The organism is Halomicrobium sp. HM KBTZ05 (genome assembly GCF_041530035.1).
Classification (GTDB): Archaea; Halobacteriota; Halobacteria; order Halobacteriales; family Haloarculaceae; genus Halomicrobium.
In genome coordinates, this window is the sequence record NZ_CP168057.1 from 2,008,064 (window position 1) to 2,028,091 (window position 20,028).

The window sequence follows — 20,028 nt, forward strand, 5'->3', positions numbered from 1 at the left end:
ACGGCGCGTGAGATATCTTTGGGATTAAATACCGCGACACCGACGGTTCGGCTAATGGTAGATCCCACATCGGACCATCACGAGGACTTAGACGAGTCCGAAGCGCCCGACTGCGAGCACTGTGGCGACGCGATCGTGAACGAACCGACCCACCGCGAAGTGACCTGGATCGAAGACGACACCGTCCAGGAAGCGCACTTCTGTGACGAGTCCTGTCTGAGCGCGTGGGACGAGCGCTGAGCGACCCGATCGCTCAAAGCGACGTTGAGCGTTCACAAAGACTTAACCGCAGTCGGTCGATTCTCCGCCCGTTCAACCGATGAGAGCGCGCACACGATCGGCGCTGCGAGTCCTCTTTCTGACGGTCATGATCCTCTCGGCCGCGGCGGTCGGCCAGTCGTTTCTCCAGTCGACTGCCGGTGCCGAGAGCGAGACCGGTGGGACCGTCACCGAGACGGCGACTGCGACGCCGGAATCGAGCGGCGCGAACGAGACGGCGGACGACGGATCGGCCGGCGGTGACGCGACGCCCACGGCGACACCGGCGTCGACTGGTCTGACGGAGATCGACGTAGAATCACGGTTCGACCGGGCGAAGTCCGAGACACTGCCCGGCGAGAACTGGTCGACCCGGCAGGTCCGGGCGGCCAGCGGCGATCGGGGTCTGACCGTCGTCGCGACACAGGGGTTCTACGTGAGCGGCCAGACGGCAGAGTTGGCCGCGCTGACGCCCGACGGTAGCGTCGTCTACTTCAACGACACCTACCGGGTCTACTTCGACGTGGATCCCGTCGAGGGCGAGCGCTACACCGTCGAGTACGTCGCCGCGAAACACTTCGAGGGGACAGAGTGCGAACAGTTCCACGGCGACCAGTGTACGCGAAACGTCGTCAACCGCGTCAACCTCACCACGGGCGACCACGAGACCGTGTACGCCGAGATGACGCCCCAGGTCGCGTCCGGCCGCTGGCACGACGTTGATCGGCTCAACGACACCCACCTGATCGTCGCCGACATCGTCGAAGACTCAGTGTTCGTCGTGGACACGCGCGACGACTCGATCGTCTGGGAGTGGCGCTTCGACGAACACTACAGCCCCGAGGCCGGCGGTCAGGGCGGGGACTGGACGCACGTCAACGACGTGGAAGTGCTGGCCGACGGCCGGATCATGCTCAGTCCGCGCAACATGGACGAGGTGATCTTCCTCGACCGGACCGACGGCGGCGGGTACGCCGTCGACGAAGACTGGACTCTCGGCGAGGACGGCAACCACTCGATCCTCTACGAGCAACACAACGCCGACTACATCCCGCGAGCGTACGGCGGCCCCGCCGTCGTCGTCGCGGACTCCGAGAACGCCCGCGTCGTCGAGTACCAGCGCGTCGACGGCGAGTGGGTCCAGAGCTGGTCCTGGCAGGACGTGCGTCTCAAGTGGCCACGGGACGCCGACCGACTCCCTAACGGCAACACGCTGCTGGTCGACTCAAACGGCAACCGACTCGTCGAGGTGAACGCCGACGACGAGATCGTCTGGTCGGCCAACGTCGGGATGCCCTACGACGTCGAGCGGATCGGAACCGGCGACGAGAGCGAGGGCGGACCGGCCGCACGGCTCAGGGGACGGGCACCGATCGAACCCCGGACCCAGCCGGAGGGGGCGGCGAACGGGACGGCGACGCCGCCCTCGGTCGGAGCGTCGGTCGAGACCAGCGGCGATCGGACCCCCACCGACCGGTTCTGGCTCACCCTGAAAGACGTGACGCCGTCGCTGGTCACGAACGGGATCCTCTACACCGCACCGCCGTGGGTCCTCTTTACCGACCTAGCCTTCGCCACGCTGTTCGTGCTCGTCGGTCTGTGCTGGGCGGGCAGCGAGTTCTACTGGGCGGGCCACACGCTCCGGGGCGTCGCCGCCGGCATCGGGCGACGCGTCAGAACAGGGGTCGAAAACGTCCGCTGACGGCCTACAGCAGTCCCAGATCTTCGGCGACGCGGTCGGCGAGGACCTCCATGACCTCGGGATCGACCTGCGCGACTGTCTCACCGTCGTGGAGCTGTTCGTTGTGGCGCTCGACCGCCGCCTCGACCTCGTCGAACGCGACCTTGGTCCGGGTGTCACAGTCCGTACAGATCACGGGGATGTCGGGGAGTTCGTCGTCCGTCATGGTCGCCACTCCGTCCAGTGGGGTGAAATATCATCGGTTTTCCTGGCACAACCACGCTGGGACCGACCACAACGTGGCTTGCCCGGTGGCAACTCGACTTTCCTTTAGACGATCGTGAGCGCCCCAGCGCCGGTCCTGTGGGGAGAAAGGGCAAACATACTTGTCCCGGCCGCCCTCAGCATCGACAATGACGGACGGGGCACACGACGGCACCACGGTCCTCCAGAGCAAGCGGTCGGCGACTCAGTACCAGATCCTCATCGAGATCGCCGAGCGCCAGCCGGCAGTCAGTCAACAGGAGATCGCCGACAGCATCGGCATCACCTCGCAGGCGGTCTCGAACTACCTCCAGGATCTCGTCGAGAACGAGTTCGTCCAGAAGCACGGACGAGGGCGCTACGAGGTCACCAAGGAGGGGGTCGACTGGCTCATCACGCAGACGACCGACCTCCGGGAGTTCGTCGACCACGTCTCTGACGACGTGATCGGCGAAGTCGAGATCGAGACCGCCATCGCGACCACCGCCATCGAGGACGGGCAGGCGGTCTCGCTGACGATGCGAGAGGGCGTGTTGCACGCGACACCGGGCGAGGCCGGGACGGCGACCGCGGTCGCCGTCTCGGCGGCCGAGGCGGGCCGGGACGTGGGTATCACCGACTTCGACGGCGTCCTGGAGTACGACCTCGGGACGGTGACGATCGTCTCGATCCCGCCGATCCGCGACGGCGGGAGTGGCGACGTGGATCACGCGGCCGTCGCCGCAGAAGCGCGCGACCACGACTTGCTCGCGGTCTCGGGGACGGAGGCCGTCGCGACGGCCCACGCCGCCGACCTCGACGTCGACATCCAGTTCGCGACGGCGGCCGCCGTCGCGGAGGCCGCGACGAAGGGGCTCGACGTGTGTCTGCTGGCGGTGGCGGACGATCTCGCCGGACTGACCGACACGCTGAGAAACGGCGACGCGGCTTTCGAGATCGTCGAGTACGACGACTGAGCCGTCAGGCGTCGGTGGTCTCGGCGTTGGGCGCGTTTCGCTTGACGCTGTCGATGCCGTCGAAGGCCTTCGTCCGCGAGCTGTACCCCTGGCCGCCGTCCGCGAGGATGTTCCCGTTGCGGTGGCGGAGTCGCCAGCGATACTGTCCGGCGTTGTCCTCGAAGACCTCGAAAGCCGCCAGTCCGATGTCCAGCGCCGCGGCGTCGGGCGCGTGTCCCTCGACGCGATCGATGCTCTCGCGTGCGCCCCGCTCCTCGCTGAAGCCCTGCCCGCTGTCGGCGACGATCTCGCCGTTGTCCGCTTCGAGCCGCCAGCGGTACTTGCCGGCCATGTCCTCGTAGATCTCGAACTCGTAGTCGTCGTCTTCCAGCCCCGACCGGACCCGATCGACGGCGTCGCGAGCCCTGCTGCGGGAGGCGTACCCCTCACCGCTGTCGGCGAGGATCTTGCCGTTCTTGTGAATCAGCCGCCAGCGCCACTCTTCGGCGGCGTCCTGGTACACCTCGAAGGCCGTCGGATCGGCACGGAGGTACTGTGCCGGTCCGGCCCGCTCGCTCACGCGCTCGATGGCCGCCTCGGCCTCGCGGCGCTCGGTGTAGCCCTCGCCGCTGTCGGCGATGATGTTGCCGTTGGCGTGCTGGAGTCGCCAGCGGTATCCGCCCGCGTTGTCCTCGTACAGCTCGAACGTCGCCTTGCTCTCGCCCGGCGGGTAGGCGACGACGCCCGTCTCGGCCTCGTCGGTCGAGTCGTCGATCTCGGTTTCGAGTTCCACGAGCGCGCCGCCCAGTGCGTTGCGGCGAACGCTCTCGATCCCGTTCTGGGCGTCGACGCGACGGGAGTACCCCTGTGCGCTGTCGGCGATGATGTTGCTGTTGCGGTGGCGGAGCCGCCAGCGGTACTTGCCGCCCCTGTCCTCGTACAGCTCGAACGTCGCCGCGCTGTCGTGGAGCACTGCCAGTTCGTCGGTCCGAGCGGCGACCTGATCGCGAAGGTCGTCGGCGTCTGCTCGGTGTTCCGCGGCCTCTGTACGGGCACTATCTGCGTCCGCCTGCGCCCGTTGGGCCGCCGACTCCGCGGCCGAGACGGCGGTCTCGCCGTCGGTCTCGTTCATCATCGGCACGAGGATCGCGCCCAGCGCGATGACGGCCATCCCGATGCCGTAGGTCCCGAAGACGATCGAACGCTGGCCACGCCCGCCGTCGAACGAGAGGACGAGCCAGACGATCGCGAGGATGCTGATGGCCGCCCCGACGTAGGCGACCCTCGTCGCCCGCCGTTCTAGCGGAAGCCGGATGATCGGCCCGATCAGGACGAACAGCAGTCCGAGGCCGCCCAGGGCGATCCCGGCCAGTCGCTGGAACGACCCGCTGGTCTGTCCGGCAGTCGAGCCAGCGAGTAACACGCCGAACAGACCGATCACGACACCGAAGACGAACAACCAGTAACCGTACACTTCGTCGTCGGTCGTCGGCTCGGCGATGCGGTTACGATACCACTTGAGCAGGGCCCCGTCCTCCGTACTGGAACTTGCCATATCTATAATGAATATCGTCAACGTGATACTTAAAGATGCAGTACGGTTCCGCAATCTTCGGTATAGGGCGGCTACCCGCAGGGCACCTGTGTCTCGAAGTGGTCGCAACTGACACGTGTCGGTCAGAAGACTCGTTCAGGGGGAGAGTCCCCTGTCGAGACGGCGTAGGCGACGCCTGCCGGTCGCCACCGAGGCCGGGCGGCCGCTAACGGAAGGATACTTAAGTTGACTGAACGGATGGGATGGTGTATGGATCAGGTCGCCGTGTTCGGGATCGGAAGCACGAACTTTCGGTACGGAGTCGCGGTCCCGAGCGGGGATATTATCACGGACGTGACCGTCGAACCGACTCGACCGTACGACCTGGAGCGCCAGCTCGTCGACGCCGTCGCGGACCTGACCGCGGCGGCGACGGAACCGCTCTCCGGGGTCGCCATCTCCTGTACCGGGCTCGTCGACAGAAACAGAGCCCAGATCGACGAGCTGGATACGACCGACGGCGACACCGTCGATCGGATCGAAGCCGGCCGGGCGATCCACGAGGCCCACGGGCTCCCGGTCGTCGTCGAAAACGACTGCAACGCCGCCGTGCTGGGCGAGTGGCACTACGGCTCTCGCGACGACGTCGACACCCTCGTCCACGTCACGTTCGGCACCGGTATCGGCGGCGGCGTCGTCGACGGCGGCCGGCTCGTCCGGGGCGAGTCGGCCCAGGCTGGCGAGTTCGGTCTGCTCCCGGTCGCACCCGACAGCGACGTGGAGAGTACGGGCGTCACGGGCGCGTGGGAGGCGTTCTGCTCGGGACGTGGGATCGCCCGGAACGTGTCCAGACGGATCGGCACAGAGGAACCGGAGACGACCCTCGATGCCGAAATGACGGCCCAGGACGTGTTCAGGGCCGCATCGGAGGGGGACGCGTTCGCCCAGTCCTGTCTCGATCGCGTCGCGCGGTACAACGCGGCCGGGATCGGAGCCATCTGTAACGCTCTCAATCCGGGACTCATCACCGTCGGGGGCGGCGTCGCGATGAACAACGAGCGCGTCGTGTTGGACGGGATCGATCGGTACCTCGACGACTACCTGTTCGTCGAGCGACCCGAGATCCGAATCAGCCGGCTGGGCGACGACATCGGTCTCTACGGCGCGCTCGCAGCGTTCGTCGAGCAGCGCTCGGAGGCGAGGGCCTGGGAACCGACCGCGAGCGAACGAGCCGACACGGACGACTGATACGGCTGGCTGTCGCCGTGTCGCGGTCGCCACTGGGGGCGGCGGCGTTCGCGGGCGGGCGATCGCCAGCCCGAGAAGGTGTCCGGCGATTCGAGTCCGCAGGAAAGAGAGCGCGTCAGGCCGGACTCGGCGTCTGGACCGTCGAGACGTACGCGGTGAGGTCCGTCGTGGAGATGATTCCGATGACGCCCTCGGTCTCGTCGACGACGGGAACGTGGTGGATGCCCGCTTCGAGCATCAGGTCTGCGACCGCCTGAATCTGCTCCTGTGCGGTCGTCGTCAGCACGTCCGTACTCATGTAGCGCTCGACGGTCGTCTGAGCCTTCGGATCGCTCTCCTTGACGATCTCCACGAAGTCGGTCGACGTGAGGATCCCTCGGATGTCGTTGTCGTCGTCGGTGACGATCAGCGAACCGATCGATTCGTCGATCATCAGCTGTGCCGCGTCCTCGACGAGCGTGTCTGGTGAGACCGTTACCGGGTCGGATGTCATCAGTCGTCCGACAAAAATGTCGTCCATGTGCAGATGTACCAATGTCGGCCTAATATGCGTTGCCATCACGGCAGAACCGTTCGCCAGTTCGGTAGTGTAGTTTACCCTACAATTCACCAAGCAATCATTGTCGATGAATGTCAAACGAATAGATATGTGCCAGCGAGTCACTCGCCAGACGGCGGGTTCCACAGCCGACCGCGACGGCGGTGAGTGCGATGGGTGAGTTCGTCCACGTCCCCGACGAGTCGTTCGTCGAGGAGACAAACGTCGCCCAGTTCATGCGGACCTACGACATCGCCGACTACGAGGAACTGATCGCACGCACCACCGGACACGTAGATGGAGAGCCCGCCTCCGGGATCGACTGGTTCTGGGACGAGATCGTCGACTACCTCGACATCGAGTTCTACGAACCGTACGACCAGATCCGGGACGACACGGACGGCCCGCAGTTCACCCGGTGGTATCCCGGCGGCACGATCAATCTCGCGCACAACGTCCTGGATCGCCACGCCGCCCTCGACAGCGAGGCACGCAACCGCGTGGCCTGCATCTGGGAGGGCGAGCCCGGCGACCAGCGCCACGTCACGTACCACGACCTCCACCGACAGGCCAACCGCGTGGCCAACGCGCTCCGCGAGCGAGGCATCGAGCGGGGGGACACGGTCGGCCTGTACATGCCGATGGTCCCCGAGGTCGTCTCGATCCTGTACGGCTGTTTCAAACTGGGAGCGATCGCCGTCCCGATCTTCTCCGGGTTCGGCGTCGACGCGACCGCGACCCGGATCGCGGACAGCGACTGTAACGTGCTCTTTACCGCCGACGGATTCTACCGGCGCGGCGACGAGATCCGGCTGAAAGACACCCTCGACGAGGCCATCGATCAGGCCGGCGGCGTCACGGACGCGGTCGTCTTCGACCGCCTGGGTGTGGTCGACGAGATCCCCTGGACCGATCGCGACGAGCGGTGGGCCGACGCCGTCGGAACCGCCGACGCGACCTTCGAGACCGAACGCCTCGACGCGAACGACGAGTCGATGCTGCTGTACTCTTCGGGGACCACCGGCGAACCCAAGGGGATCGTCCACACGCACGCCGGGGTCCAGGTGCAGACGGCGAAGGAACTACACTTCGGGTTCGACTTGCAGCCCGCAGACCGGTTCTTCTGGGTCTCCGACATCGGCTGGATGATGGGGCCCTGGACGCTGATCGGGACCCACACGTTCGGCGGCACCGTCTTCATGTACGAGGGCGCGCCCGACTATCCCGGCCCGGACCGCTTCTGGGACATGATCGAACGCCACGGACTGACCCAGTTCGGCATCAGTCCGACCGCGATCCGTGCGCTTCGCAAACACGGCACCGACCCCGTCGAGGCCCACGACCTCTCGTCGCTACGGCTGCTGGGATCGACGGGCGAACCCTGGGACGACGAGTCCTGGCGGTGGTTCTACGAGCACGTCGGCGGCGGCGAGACTCCGATCATCAACATCTCCGGCGGCACCGAGATCTGCGGGTGCTTCCTCATGCCGATGCCGATTCAGCCCCTCAAGCCCTGCACGCTGGGCGGGCCGGGGCTGGGGATGGACGTCGACATCGTCGACAGCACCGGCGAGTCCGTCGCGGACGACCACGAGCGGGGCTTTCTCGTGGCACGGGACTCCTGTCCCAGCACGACAAAGTCCCTGTGGAGCGGCGACGAGCGCTACCTCGAAGCGTACTGGTCGACGTGGGAGGACTGCTGGGACCACGGCGACTGGGCCCAGAAAGACGAGGACGGACTCTGGTACCTCCACGGTCGAGCCGACGACGCACTCAACGTCGCCGGTCGGAAGGTCGGCCCCGCGGAGGTCGAGGGGGCACTGATCGCACACGACGCCGTCAATCAGGCCGCCGCCGTCGGAGTGCCAGACGACACGACGGGCACCGCCGTCGTCGCGTTCGTCGTCCTCGAAGACGGCGTCGAGGCCGACGAGGACCTCCGGACAGACCTGCGCTCGCAGGTCGGTCGCGAACTCGGCAAGCCGTTCCGGCCCCGAGACGTGGTCTTCGTCGACGGCTTCCCCAAGACCCAGAGCGGCAAGATCGTCCGCCGGGCCGTCGCGGGTGCCTACACCGGCGAGACGATCGGCGACACCAGCAGCATCGAGAATCCGGCGACGATCGACGCGCTGGCGGCCGCCGCCAGCGAACAACGCGAAGGCTGAGCGCACGTCGCGCCACACGTCGGTCAGACCGGGTATGCTGGCGGTAACCAAGAGCTATTAATGCAGAAGCCACAATGGATGGTCACTGGATGACCGCAACGACACAGTCCGATACCGGTGAGTCACTGCCGCGCCACCAGCTCGAAGACGCACCGCCGAGTGCCAAGTTCGTCCACTGGGTGCTCGACAGCGAGGGCGCGATGACGCAGGCACAGCTGGCCGAGGAGACGCTGCTCCCGAAACGAACCGTACGCGCCGCGCTCGAAACCCTCTCGGAAGCCGATCTCGTCACCGAAGAGGTCTTTCTGCCCGACGCCCGCAAGAAGGTCTACCGAGCGTCGACAGTCTCACCGTAGGAGTTCGGGCCGCTGCGGTCTCTCTTCGTCGATCGATCCGCCAGCGACGCGAGAGCCTCGACCGTCGGAGTTTCCATCCCGAACCCACTTACGACACGTAACTATAACCGTGGGGACCACGTAGCCGTGCGACGATGACAGACGCCAGCGAGCCCCTGGAAGTGTGGTGTGCCGGCGAGGAGTGGTGTCCGATCACGACGACGGCGTCGGTGATCGGGAAGAAGTGGCACCCGGTACTGGTCCACCGCCTGCTCGAACACGGCCCGTCCGGGTTCAACGAACTGAAAGAGAGCGTCGACGGGATCTCCAGCAAAGTCCTCTCGGACAGTCTCGAAGACCTCCAAGAACACGGCCTGGTCGACCGCGAGGTCATCAGCGAACAGCCGTTTCGGGTCCAGTACTCCCTGACAGAACGGGGCTCGTCGCTCGAACCGGTGATCGATGCGATGGCCGAGTGGGGGAAAGCTCACCTGACGGAACCGAGTGACGACGCCGCCCAGCAGGCCTGATCCATGTCCGGACACGCCGACACGATCGACCTCCGCTCGGACACGGTGACCAGGCCCTCGACAGCCATGCGAGAGGCCGCCCGCAACGCCCCGGTCGGCGACGACGTGTACGGGGAAGATCCCACCGTCGCCGAACTGGAGTCCCGTGCCGCCGATCTGCTCGGGAAAGCCGACGCGCTCTTCGTTCCCAGCGGCACCATGGGCAACCAGATCGCCGTCCGAGCCCACACCGAACGTGGACAGGAACTCCTGCTGGACCGTGAGTCACACATCTATCGCTGGGAACTCGGCGGGACCGCCCAGCACGCACAGCTCCAGTGTCGCACGGTCGACGCCGAAGAGCGCTGCGTCCCGACCCCCGAACAGATCAACGAGGCGTTCGTCGCCGAGGACCTGCACCGACCGGGGACCGGTCTGGTGACACTGGAGAACACGCACAACTACCGCGGCGGCGTCGCGGTCCCCGAAGCCCACGTCGACGCTGCGTGTGACGCGGCACACGCTCTCGACGTGCCGGTCCACCTCGACGGCGCGCGGCTGTGGAACGCTGCGGTCGCACTGGACACCACGCCGGCCGCGCTCGCCCGGGAAGCCGACTCGGTGATGGCCTGTCTCTCCAAGGGACTGGGCGCACCCGTCGGCTCGGTCCTCGCGGGCACCGAGTCGTTCGTCGACGAGGCCCGTCGCCTCCGCAAGCTGTTCGGCGGCGGAATGAGGCAGGCGGGCATGATCGCGGCACCCGGCCTCGAAGCGCTCGACAACGTCGACCGGCTCGCCGACGACCACGAGAACGCACGGCGACTGGCGACCGGTCTCGACGCGATAGACGGCCTCCGCGTGCCGACACCGGAGACCAACATCGTCGTCGTCGACAGCGAACCAGCCGGGATCACCAGCGAGGCCTTCGTCGAGGCCTGTGTGGCGCGTGGCGTCCGCTGTGGGAGCGTCTCAGAGTACACGACGCGGCTCTGTACCAACCTCGACGTGGACCGCGCCGACATCGACGCGGCGATCGATCGGATCGGACGCGTAGTCCGAGAGACTACCGAGTAGCCGGCCCCGACGCCAGATCGTCGTGCGACCGGACCCAACTCTGGGCCTCCGAGTGCGTGGATCGAGAAGCAAAGGTTCTTGCCACTCCCCAGCATAGCCGCATCTATCGAACCCCCGTTGCCGTCGTTTTCGCAGCCGCTGACGGCCACTAATCGTTGATTTCAACCCATGAGTTCCGCAGACGAGACACTTGAGAAGATTCGAACAACGGTCGAGCAGGAAACGCCGGACGACATCGAGATCGCCTCGGTGACGTTCGAAGGGCCAGAACTCGTCATCTACACGCCCGACGCACGGAAGGTCGCCAACAGGGACCGGCTCGTACCGAACCTCGCCCAGACCCTCCAGAAGCGCATCAACGTTCGCCCGACGCAGGGCGCACTCGTCGACGAGCAACGGGCCCGCGATGAGATCTCGTCGACGATCCCGGACGCTGCGGGCGTCCAGAACCTCGACTTCGACCACGACACCGGCGAAGTGTTCATCGAAGCCGAAAAGCCCGGCCTCGTCATCGGCCGCCACGGCGAGACCCTCGACGAAATCTCGGCGTCGGTCGGCTGGACACCGGAAGTCGTCCGAACACCACCGATGGAGTCCTCGACCGTCTCGAACGTCCGGAACTTCCTCAAACAGGAACGGACCGAACGACGTGACATCCTCGAACGCGTCGGTCGCCAGATCAACCGTCCGACGACGGACGACACCGACTGGGTGCGCCTGACGACGCTCGGCTGCTGTCGCGAGGTCGGACGCGCCGCGTTCATCCTCTCGACGCCCGAGTCGCGCATCCTCATCGACTGTGGCGACAAGCCCGGCGCGGAAGGAGAGGTGCCGTACCTCCAGGCACCGGAGGCCCTCGCCGCCGGTCCACAGTCGATCGACGCGGTCGTACTCACGCACGCCCACCTCGACCACTCCGCGCTCATCCCGATCCTGTTCAAGTACGGCTACGACGGCCCGATCTACACCACTGCACCGACCCGGGACCTGATGGGGCTCCTCCAGCTCGACTACCTCGACGTCGCCGCCAAAGAGGGACGCGCACCCCCCTACGAGAGCCAGCAGGTCCGGGACGCACTCAAACACACGATTCCCGTCGAGTACGGCAACGTCACCGACATCGCGCCCGACGTGAAGCTGACGATGCACAACGCCGGACACATCCTCGGCTCCGCCGTGTCGCACTTCCACATCGGCGACGGTCACTACAACGTCGCCTTCTCCGGAGACATCCACTACCGCGATACCCGCCTGCTCGACGGCGCGGTCAACGACTTCCCGCGCGTCGAGACCCTCGTGCTCGAATCGACCTACGGCGGGAAAAACGACTACCAGACAGATCAGGCCGACTCCGAGCGCGTCCTGAAGAAAGCCATCAACGAAGCCTACGATCGAGGCGGGAAGATCCTCATTCCGGCCTTCGCCGTCGGCCGGTCACAGGAACTCATGCTCGTCCTCGAAGAGGCAATGCGAAGCGGCGACATTCCGACCATGCCCGTCCATCTCGACGGGATGATCCGCGAAGCGACGGCGATTCACACTGCCTATCCCGAGTACCTCCGCGACGACCTCCGCCAACGGATTCTCTACGAAGACGAGAATCCCTTCCTGGCCGAGCAGTTCCAGCAGGTCGACGGCGGCCAAGAGATGCGCCAAGACATCGCCGACGACGAACCCTGTATCGTCCTCACGACCTCCGGGATGGTTACTGGCGGTCCCGTGATGTCGTGGCTCCGCCTGCTCGGTAGCGACCCGGACAACATGATGATGTTCGTCGGCTACCAGGCAGAGGGTACCCTCGGCCGACAGATCCAGCGCGGACAGGACGAGATCACGCTGTCGGACGGCAGCGGGCCCCGCGCCGAACGCGTCTCGCTGAAGATGGAAGTCGAAACCGTCGACGGCTTCTCCGGCCACGCCGACCGACAGGGACTGGAGACCTTCGTCGAGACGATGCATCCCCGGCCCGAGAAAGTCATCTGCGTCCACGGCGACGAACAGTCGACGAATCAGCTGTCGTCGGCACTCTACCAGAAATTCAACATGCGGACCTACAACCCGAAGAACCTCGAAACGTTCCGGTTCGTCTAGGCCTGCAGCGTCGCTTCGAGTTCGCCCCGCTCGGCGTACTGCTCTAGGATATCGCTACCTCCGACGAACTCCCCGTCGACGAACGTCTGTGGAATCGTCTCACGGCCGCTGTGTTCTTCCAGTGCCGCCCGATACTCGTCGAGGGATTCGAGTACGTCGACCGTCTCGAAGTCGTCGCGACACTGTCCGATCAGCGTGAGTGCCTTGTCCGAGTACCCACACTGAGGCATCATCTCTGTGCCCTTCATGAACAGGACGACCTCGTTGTTCTCGATTGCCTCGTCGACGCGCTCCGTGACCTCCTCCTGTGGCAGTCCCTCGTTCGGATTGAACGTCATACACGTGTCCTCGCTCTCCGTGCGCAAATGGCTTGTGCTAGTCCGTCTCGCCGGGCGTGTACGTCTCGATTTCGATCGCATGAATGTCCGTCGTCATATGCCCGTTGAGGGCGTCGTACACCCGCTGGTGACGGTCGACGAGGGACTCGCCTTCGAAGGCCGGCGCGACGACCCGCGCCGCGTAGTGGTCGTCTTCCGCAGTCCCGTGCGATATCGTCACTGTCGCGTCTGCGTCGTCGATCCCAGCCTCGATGAGTCGCTCGATCTCGTCTGTGTCCATACGGCCAGCACACGGGCGAAGGGAAAAACGCTTGCTACAGCGGTCGCTCGGCACAGAGAGATCGGGCACCACCGCTCCCCGATCGATATGAAAAAAGCCCGCAGCCACCACGGCTGCGGGCTCTGTAGTATGAATAGCAGGCGGCGAACCGGCTTTCCCAGGGGTTCGCACACCCCAGTACTCACCGGAACGCTGGCAGGCTTAACCGCCGTGTTCGGGATGGGTACGGGTGTTTCCCTGCCGCTATGGCCGCCTTTACGCCGAGTCACGGAATCGAACCGTGAAACTACCACTCTCGGTCTCCGCGCAATACGTGCGATCCAGTAAACGCCTGGACTCGTGCAAATTGAGTCACAGTGCAATGAGTGTGTGGCTTCGGTCGATTAGTGCTCGCGGGCTCAACGTCTCGTTGCCTCGACGCGTACACCCCGAGTCTATCTATCTCGTCTTCTACGAGTGACCTCTGCGGTATCTCTTTTCCAGGTGGGTTTCGAGCTTAGATGCATTCAGCTCTTACCCCGTGTGGCGTGGCTGCCCGGCACGTGCCCTCTCGGACAACCGGTACACCAGTGGCCACCAATCGGAGTTCCTCTCGTACTATACGATCGTTCCCGTCAGATACCTTTACACCCCCAATAGATAGCAGCCGACCTGTCTCACGACGGTCTAAACCCAGCTCACGACCTCCTTTAATAGGCGAACAACCTCACCCTTGCCCGCTGCTGCACGGGCAGGATGGAGGGAACCGACATCGAGGTAGCAAGCCACCGGGTCGATATGTGCTCTTGCCGGTGACGACTCTGTTATCCCTAGGGTAGCTTTTCTGTCGTAGATCGGCCCGCATCAAGCAGGCGCATCCGTTCGCTAGACCACGCTTTCGCGTCAGCGTCACCGTGTTGGTAGTGACACTGTCAAGCTATCTTTTGCTCTTGCGCTCTTCGCCGCGTCTCTGTCACGGCTGAGATAGCCTTAGGGCGCGCTCGATATTCTTTCGAGCGCGTACCGCCCCAGTCAAACTGCCCGGCTATTGGTGTCCTCCGCCAGGAGTGAGGGTCACAGTCACTACCGGGTAGTGTTTCATGTCTGCCTCGGTGGTCCGCTAGCGCGGATACCTGTGTAATGGCTCCTACCTACTCTGCACAGTAGCGACCATGTCCCAGCAACAGCCTGCAGTAAAGCTCCATAGGGTCTTCGCTTCCCCTTGGGGGTCTCCAGACTCCGCACTGGAACGTACAGTTCACCGGGCCCAACGTTGGGACAGTGACGCTCTCGTTAATCCATTCATGCAAGCCGCTACTGAAGCGGCAAGGTACTACGCTACCTTAAGAGGGTCATAGTTACCCCCGCCGTTGACGGGTCCTTCGTCCTATTGTACTAGGTGTTCAGATACCCGCACTGGGCAGGATTCAGTGACCGTACGAGTCCTTGCGGATTTGCGGTCACCTATGTTGTTACTAGACAGTCGGAGCGTCCGAGTCACTGCGACCTGCTCCTGTCAGGAGCAGGCATCCCTTATTCCGAAGGTACGGGACTAACTTGCCGAATTCCCTAACGTCGGTTGTTCCCGACAGGCCTTGGCTTTCGCCGCCACGAGCACCTGTGTCGGATCTCGGTACGGATCATATGCTCCCTTTTCACGGGCCCCAGGTTGAACCAATTTTCACTATCCCGCCGTTCGTCCGCTTCCTGCCATTACGGCTTCCACGGATTTGGACGGTTCGACCGGGCGAAGGCCCGGCTTGGTCGACCCCGAGGCGTCGGTTTCACTGCATATGAGCGCTGGAATATTAACCAGCTTCCCATGTCGTCCCCTTCGAATTACGGGGGGACTTAGGACCGGCTAACCCTCAGTTGACGAACAGTGCTGAGGAACCCTTGCTCGTTCGGCCGTCGGAATTCTCACCCGACTATCGCTGCTACTATGGCCAGAATTGTCGTCACCGATCGGTCCACAGGAGTTCTCACCCCTGCTTCCATCCAATCGGAGCGCCAACCTACTCGATCTCCCTTTCACGGGAGCGGCCAGGTCTCGGTGGTGGATTTGAGTCCCGATCATTTTCAGCGCCTCAAACCTCGGCCGGTAAGCTGTTACGCTATTCTTAGAGGGTAGCTGCTTCTAAGCTCACCTCCCGGCTGTCTAGGGCTTGAGACCACTTTCGATCACACTTAATCCACACTTTGGGACCTTAACCCGGCGCTGGGTTGTCTCCCTTACGGTACACAGGCTTACCCCGCATACCGGACTGCCCGCGTCGACGGCGTTCGTAGGTTCGGAGTTTGACAGAAGTGTTCACTTCTCTCGAAGTGAAGCACCTCAATCGGTCGCTCTACCCCACGAACTACCTCGGCGGACGTCATGCTTCGACATGTTTTGGTTGGAACCAGCTGTTTCCGGGTTCGATGGGCCTTTCACCCCTACACGTAGGTCACGGGAGGGTATTGTAGGACACCATCCCTAACGGGCCTCCACGTGCCTTTCGGCACGCTTCACCCTGCCCACGCGTAGATCACCCGGTTTCGGGTCGTGCCCGTTTGACTCCCCGCCCTTGAAGACGGCGGCCCTCGCAATGCTGCGGCCATGTCGGTTTCCCTATGCCTTCCTCGATTATCGAGTTAGACTCGCCAAACAGGCACACTCTCTGGCTCGTTTTTCAAAACGCACGACGGAACTTCGGCTTCCTGTAAGTCCTACACACGGCTCGCGCCGCTTTCGTTTGTTACAGGACCTTTCAAGCCCCGTCGCTCGATCGCCACCTGATTTCAAGCCCTATTGCAACCCCCGTCTGAGGGTGCTTTTCAGCGTTCGCTCACGCTACTTGTTCACTATCGGTCTCGGAGAGTATTTAGCCTTGGCAGTCGATGCCTGCCGTCTTGACGAGGGATTTCCAACCCCCGCTACTCTGGAGCTACCGCACGACGTACTGATCTTCACTACGGGGTTGTCACCCTGTATCACGCTTCGTTCCAGAAGACTTCGTGAAGATGGTCGGCCGATGAAAGGTAGTCCGTACACCACATTGCCCGTGAAGGCTTCGGTTTGGGCTGTGTCGCGTTCACTCGCGGTTAGTAACGACATCGCATTGCGCTTTCTATTCCTCTCGATACTAAGATGTTTCAATTCTCGAGGTTCCCCATTGCGCGAAGCAATTGTTAGAGGGATTCCCATTCGGAGATCCATGGTTCTTTGCCTCCGTGCGGCTCCCCATGGCTTTTCGCAGCTTGGCACGTCCGTCATCGGCTTCCGAGCCGAGCTATCCACCAGGCGGCACAGTAGCCAACGTCAAATTTGGTTGTGACTCGATGAAATTGCACGAGTCCAGTGGACGCCTGGATCGCACGTACACGCGGTGTCATCAGTACAGCCGGTGCGACCCGGTCTGTACATCGACCCTTCCTACCCACGCTTGCACGGGGTAGTGCACTGGTCTTCGTACCAGATCCGAGCGCCGTCCCACACTTAAGGGGCTCGGTTCGGAACTGCTACGAGGTACGGACCCGCTGGGAGTTGCACCCAGCCTCCCCGGAGGGGAGATCCGCCTCGGATAGGTCTTGTGAGCCCTGACGGCCCAACACGGTCTTCCGACCAAATTGTTGGTCGCGCTCGACCAACGGTAACAGCAGGTGGGCCAGGCACGTCGGCCTGGTCCCGTTCAGTAGGAGGTGATCCAGCCGCAGATTCCTCTACGGCTACCTTGTTACGACTTAAGCCCCCTTGCGAAGCCCAGATTTGACCATCGCATGATGGCCTCATCCGGACCTCACTCGGGTGCTTTGACGGGCGGTGTGTGCAAGGAGCAGGGACGTATTCACCGCGCGCTTCTGACACGCGATTACTACCGAATCCAGCTTCATGTGGGCGAGTTTCAGCCCACAATCCGAACTACGACCGAGTTTGGGAGATTAGCTCTACCTCTCGGTATCGCGACCCATTGTCTCGACCATTGTAGCCCGCGTGTTGCCCAGTCCATTCGGGGCATACTGACCTACCGTTGCCCGTTCCTTCCTCCGACTTAGCGTCGGCGGTCTCCGTAGTGTACCCGACTACCTCAGGGTATCGCTGGCAACTACGGATGCGGGTCTCGCTCGTTACCTGACTTAACAGGATGCCTCACGGTACGAGCTGACGGCGGCCATGCACCTCCTCTCAGCAACTCGGGTAAGCTCGTCAAGCTGACCGTCGTTATTGCTGTCGGGACTGGTGAGATGTCCGGCGTTGAGTCCAATTAAACCGCAGGCTCCTCCGGTTGTGGTGCTCCCCCGCCAATTCCTTTAAGTTTCATCCTTGCGGACGTACTTCCCAGGCGGCTCGTTTATCGTCTTCACTTCGGCTCACCGTGCACTCGTAGTGCACGGCAGACCTAACGAGCATCGTTTACGGCCAGGACTACCCGGGTATCTAATCCGGTTCGAGACCCTGGCTTTCGTCCCTCACTGTCGGGTCCGGCTTCTCAGCGTGCTTTCGCCATTGGTGGTCCGTCCAGGATTACAGGATTTCACTCCTACCCCGGACGTACCCGCTGAGTCTTCCGGCCCCAAGCCGTGTAGTTTCCACCGGAAGCCGACGCGTTGAGCACGTCGATTTCCCGATAGACTTTCACGGCAAGCTACGGACGCTTTAGGCCCAATAACAGCGGCCATCACTCGGACTGCCGGTATTACCGCGGCGGCTGGCACCGGTCTTGCCCAGTCCTTATTCGTCGACCACCTTACGGTCGAGAAAAGCGAGGGCTATATGCCCTCGCACTCGGAGTCCCCCTATCGCACTGTCGTGCAGTGTAAAGGTTTCGCGCCTGCTGCGCCCCGTAGGGCCCGGTATCTTGTCTCAGATACCGTCTCCGGGTTCTGGCTGTCACCACCCGTACCGATTACTGGCACGGTGGGCCGTTACCCCACCGTCTACCTAATCGGCCGCAGCCACATCCTATAGCGCCGGAACGTTTCTCGCATTCGGCAGTTCAAGCGTGAATGCGATATCCACGATTAGCCTCAGTTTCCCGAGGTTATCATGGTCTATAGGGTAGTTTGGCCACGTGTTACTGAGCTATACGCCACGGGTCTAAGCCCGTGCGACTAGCATGGCTAAATCGGACTCCGATAGCAATGGCCTCCGGCAGGATCAACCGGAATGTGCTGACATAGTCAGCGGCGGAAAGGTATCACTCCGTCGGAAGCAAATGCTGGGGTATCCCTCCCCAGCTACATCGTGTTGGGTCCGTCAGGGCTCACATCAGATCTCATCTTGACGGCGGACCGCAGGGGTGAGATCCTCATCCTTCGCGAGAGGGCCACTCGCCGCGGAGCGGCGAGGTGGGCACACTCTCACTCTTCGTGGCCGACAAACCACGGCGGTTTGCCGCCCCGGCCTTGCCGGGCGACCCGGCGCGACCTTCGTATTACACCCGATGGGAGGGGTACATATAAATCGCACGTCTCGAAGCCGCCCTGTGATGGCAGCACACGGCTCACGTGTGGTGGTCCGCGCCGTCGTGTGAACTGACCGAGGGGATATAAGCGAGACAGAGGGGACGGACGGAATCGACGCTGGAAGTCCCCGAACGACGACGGCTCCGCCACGGGCACACGGCAACCACAGTGACAGCGGACAGCCAGACGATCAACCCGACACAGGCAGCGAGCTATCTGCGTGGGATGTCTTGCCCACCGGGTAGCGAGTACCGTGTGACGATGACGGCCAACAGTGTGAGTCTTGCAGCGGAGGCGACGACCACAGTGAATCGCCAGCGAACACAAACAGGAGGACCATCCCACGTTTCCGGAAGACCGTCGAAGGCGCATCTGTATCACCCCGATTATTCGCTTAGGGAGAGTGTTCTATAGATATTTTTCCCATTTTGCACAGAGTGTCGAGGTGTTTCTGTATGTATTTCCCAATATTAGATATGTATGCCTATATATACTTCCGTATTTCCCATAGTATCCCTATACTGTCGCCTACTCTACTATATCCTCGCTATTCGGTGAAGAGTTCACGATTGGCCTAGCATTCGAAGTGTAGCTGTGGCAGTATCCGACACGACAGCCACGAGAGGACGCGGCGAAACGTAACGCCGATACCCGCGTTATTTCACCGTAGTGGACGGTCGGTGTGGAAGGCGGAAGCAATTTACATAACCCGGGAGCGCGTTGGAACCACGTATGAACAGACAGCGGCGAAGCAAAGTCGAACGATTGCTGGACGAGTACGGGCTGGGTGGCCTGGGAGACGAACTCGTCGCCAGTTGGACGGCCGACGGCGACGATCGGAAGAGCCTCCGCCAGCTCGCGACCGAGTTCAACGTCGCGCTGGTCGACGCGCGACTGGAGAGTGAAGGTATCACGCACTTCGACAGCGACGGGAAGGCGATCTACGAGGCCCTGGCGAACGACGACGCCGAGACAGACCGTGCAACCATCGAGACGCGGCTCGAACGGGAAGGAGTCGACATCGAGCAGCTACAGAGCGACTTCGTCACGTACCAGGCGATCAGGTCCTACGTCAAAGACGTCCGGGACGCGGAGTACGAGACGCCAAGCGACGAAGAGCACATCGAGAAGCAAAAGACGACGATCCAGCGTCTCGTCAGTCGGGCGACGTCGGTCACCGAAGAGAAGCTGACGCGGCTGCGCGACACCGGCCGGATATCGCTCGGCGACTTCCGGCTCATCATCGACTTTCAGGTGTACTGTCGGGACTGCGAGACACAGAGGACCGTGGCGTCGTTGCTCGACGAGGGCGGTTGTGAGTGTGAAAGCGAGGAGAGCTGACCCGTCAGTCGCA

The 20,028-nt window shown here is 63.1% G+C and carries 15 protein-coding genes and 3 rRNA genes; 10 read left to right on the forward strand and 8 right to left on the reverse strand.

Annotated elements, in window-relative coordinates; translation table 11 throughout:
- The first annotated feature begins 54 nt into the window (after window positions 1-54).
- Both ACAH01_RS10465 and ACAH01_RS10470 read left to right on the forward strand, forming a co-directional pair.
- On the forward strand, window positions 55-240 hold the full coding sequence (locus ACAH01_RS10465; RefSeq protein WP_170094067.1) for a hypothetical protein: 186 nt from the start codon (window positions 55-57) through the stop codon (window positions 238-240).
- Window positions 241-319: 79 nt separating this feature from the next.
- Window positions 320-1,960 carry an aryl-sulfate sulfotransferase gene (locus ACAH01_RS10470; RefSeq protein ID WP_372479131.1) on the forward strand — a complete coding sequence of 547 codons (1,641 nt, stop codon included), beginning with the start codon at window positions 320-322 and terminating at the stop codon, window positions 1,958-1,960.
- A 4-nt stretch (window positions 1,961-1,964) separates the two neighbouring features.
- On the opposite strand, the gene ACAH01_RS10475 is transcribed toward ACAH01_RS10470, so the two are convergent.
- Window positions 1,965-2,165 (reverse strand): hypothetical protein, encoded by a 201-nt coding sequence (locus tag ACAH01_RS10475; protein WP_153553192.1) that lies wholly within the window; start codon window positions 2,163-2,165, stop codon window positions 1,965-1,967.
- 187 nt (window positions 2,166-2,352) lie between these two features.
- Here ACAH01_RS10475 and ACAH01_RS10480 point away from each other — a divergent pair, with 187 nt between their 5' ends.
- Window positions 2,353-3,159, forward strand: coding sequence for a MarR family transcriptional regulator (locus tag ACAH01_RS10480; protein WP_372479132.1), 807 nt, complete (start codon window positions 2,353-2,355; stop codon window positions 3,157-3,159).
- Window positions 3,160-3,163: 4 nt separating this feature from the next.
- Here the strand turns inward: ACAH01_RS10480 and ACAH01_RS10485 are convergent, their stop codons facing one another.
- Entirely contained in the window at window positions 3,164-4,693 is a 1,530-nt protein-coding gene (locus ACAH01_RS10485) for a YegP family protein (RefSeq protein ID WP_372479133.1), read from the reverse strand.
- Window positions 4,694-4,942: 249 nt separating this feature from the next.
- Between ACAH01_RS10485 and ACAH01_RS10490 the strand changes: the two genes are divergently transcribed.
- Window positions 4,943-5,920: an ROK family protein gene (locus ACAH01_RS10490; protein WP_372479134.1), complete on the forward strand. Its 978-nt coding sequence runs from the start codon at window positions 4,943-4,945 to the stop codon at window positions 5,918-5,920.
- Window positions 5,921-6,035: 115 nt separating this feature from the next.
- Here the strand turns inward: ACAH01_RS10490 and ACAH01_RS10495 are convergent, their stop codons facing one another.
- Complete coding sequence (locus ACAH01_RS10495) at window positions 6,036-6,440, reverse strand: CBS domain-containing protein (RefSeq protein ID WP_015763012.1); 405 nt, start codon at window positions 6,438-6,440, stop codon at window positions 6,036-6,038.
- Between the two features lie 191 nt (window positions 6,441-6,631).
- Between ACAH01_RS10495 and ACAH01_RS10500 the strand changes: the two genes are divergently transcribed.
- The 5 genes from ACAH01_RS10500 to ACAH01_RS10520 all read left to right on the forward strand — a co-directional run bounded on the left by ACAH01_RS10500 (window position 6,632) and on the right by ACAH01_RS10520 (window position 12,632).
- On the forward strand, window positions 6,632-8,623 hold the full coding sequence (locus ACAH01_RS10500; protein ID WP_372479135.1) for an AMP-binding protein: 1,992 nt from the start codon (window positions 6,632-6,634) through the stop codon (window positions 8,621-8,623).
- An 89-nt stretch (window positions 8,624-8,712) separates the two neighbouring features.
- Entirely contained in the window at window positions 8,713-8,979 is a 267-nt protein-coding gene (locus ACAH01_RS10505; protein WP_018259440.1) for a MarR family transcriptional regulator, read from the forward strand.
- A gap of 134 nt (window positions 8,980-9,113) precedes the next feature.
- Window positions 9,114-9,488, forward strand: a complete 375-nt coding sequence (locus ACAH01_RS10510) for a winged helix-turn-helix transcriptional regulator (RefSeq protein ID WP_372479136.1) — start codon at window positions 9,114-9,116, stop codon at window positions 9,486-9,488.
- A 3-nt stretch (window positions 9,489-9,491) separates the two neighbouring features.
- Window positions 9,492-10,541, forward strand: coding sequence for a low specificity L-threonine aldolase (locus ACAH01_RS10515; protein WP_372479137.1), 1,050 nt, complete (start codon window positions 9,492-9,494; stop codon window positions 10,539-10,541).
- A 168-nt stretch (window positions 10,542-10,709) separates the two neighbouring features.
- Complete coding sequence (locus ACAH01_RS10520) at window positions 10,710-12,632, forward strand: beta-CASP ribonuclease aCPSF1 (RefSeq protein ID WP_372479138.1); 1,923 nt, start codon at window positions 10,710-10,712, stop codon at window positions 12,630-12,632.
- On the opposite strand, the gene ACAH01_RS10525 is transcribed toward ACAH01_RS10520, so the two are convergent.
- The 5 genes from ACAH01_RS10525 to ACAH01_RS10545 form a co-directional block, all read right to left on the reverse strand.
- Window positions 12,629-12,970, reverse strand: a complete 342-nt coding sequence (locus ACAH01_RS10525) for a glutaredoxin family protein (protein WP_372479139.1) — start codon at window positions 12,968-12,970, stop codon at window positions 12,629-12,631. The two genes, ACAH01_RS10520 and ACAH01_RS10525, sit on opposite strands and share 4 nt — an antisense overlap.
- A gap of 37 nt (window positions 12,971-13,007) precedes the next feature.
- The gene (locus ACAH01_RS10530) at window positions 13,008-13,250 is read right to left on the reverse strand and encodes a BolA family protein (RefSeq protein WP_372479140.1); all 243 of its coding nucleotides are present in this window, start codon (window positions 13,248-13,250) and stop codon (window positions 13,008-13,010) included.
- 135 nt (window positions 13,251-13,385) lie between these two features.
- Window positions 13,386-13,507 (reverse strand): 5S ribosomal RNA (rrf, locus tag ACAH01_RS10535).
- Window positions 13,508-13,614: 107 nt separating this feature from the next.
- Window positions 13,615-16,533: ribosomal RNA gene (locus ACAH01_RS10540) — 23S ribosomal RNA — on the reverse strand.
- Between the two features lie 372 nt (window positions 16,534-16,905).
- Window positions 16,906-18,377: ribosomal RNA gene (locus ACAH01_RS10545) — 16S ribosomal RNA — on the reverse strand.
- The 16S, 23S and 5S rRNA genes sit together here, the layout of an rRNA operon.
- A gap of 1,029 nt (window positions 18,378-19,406) precedes the next feature.
- On the opposite strand from ACAH01_RS10545, the gene rdfA reads away from it, so the two are divergent.
- Window positions 19,407-20,015 (forward strand): rod-determining factor RdfA, encoded by a 609-nt coding sequence (gene rdfA, locus ACAH01_RS10550; RefSeq protein ID WP_372479141.1) that lies wholly within the window; start codon window positions 19,407-19,409, stop codon window positions 20,013-20,015.
- Window positions 20,016-20,028: the final 13 nt, after the last annotated feature.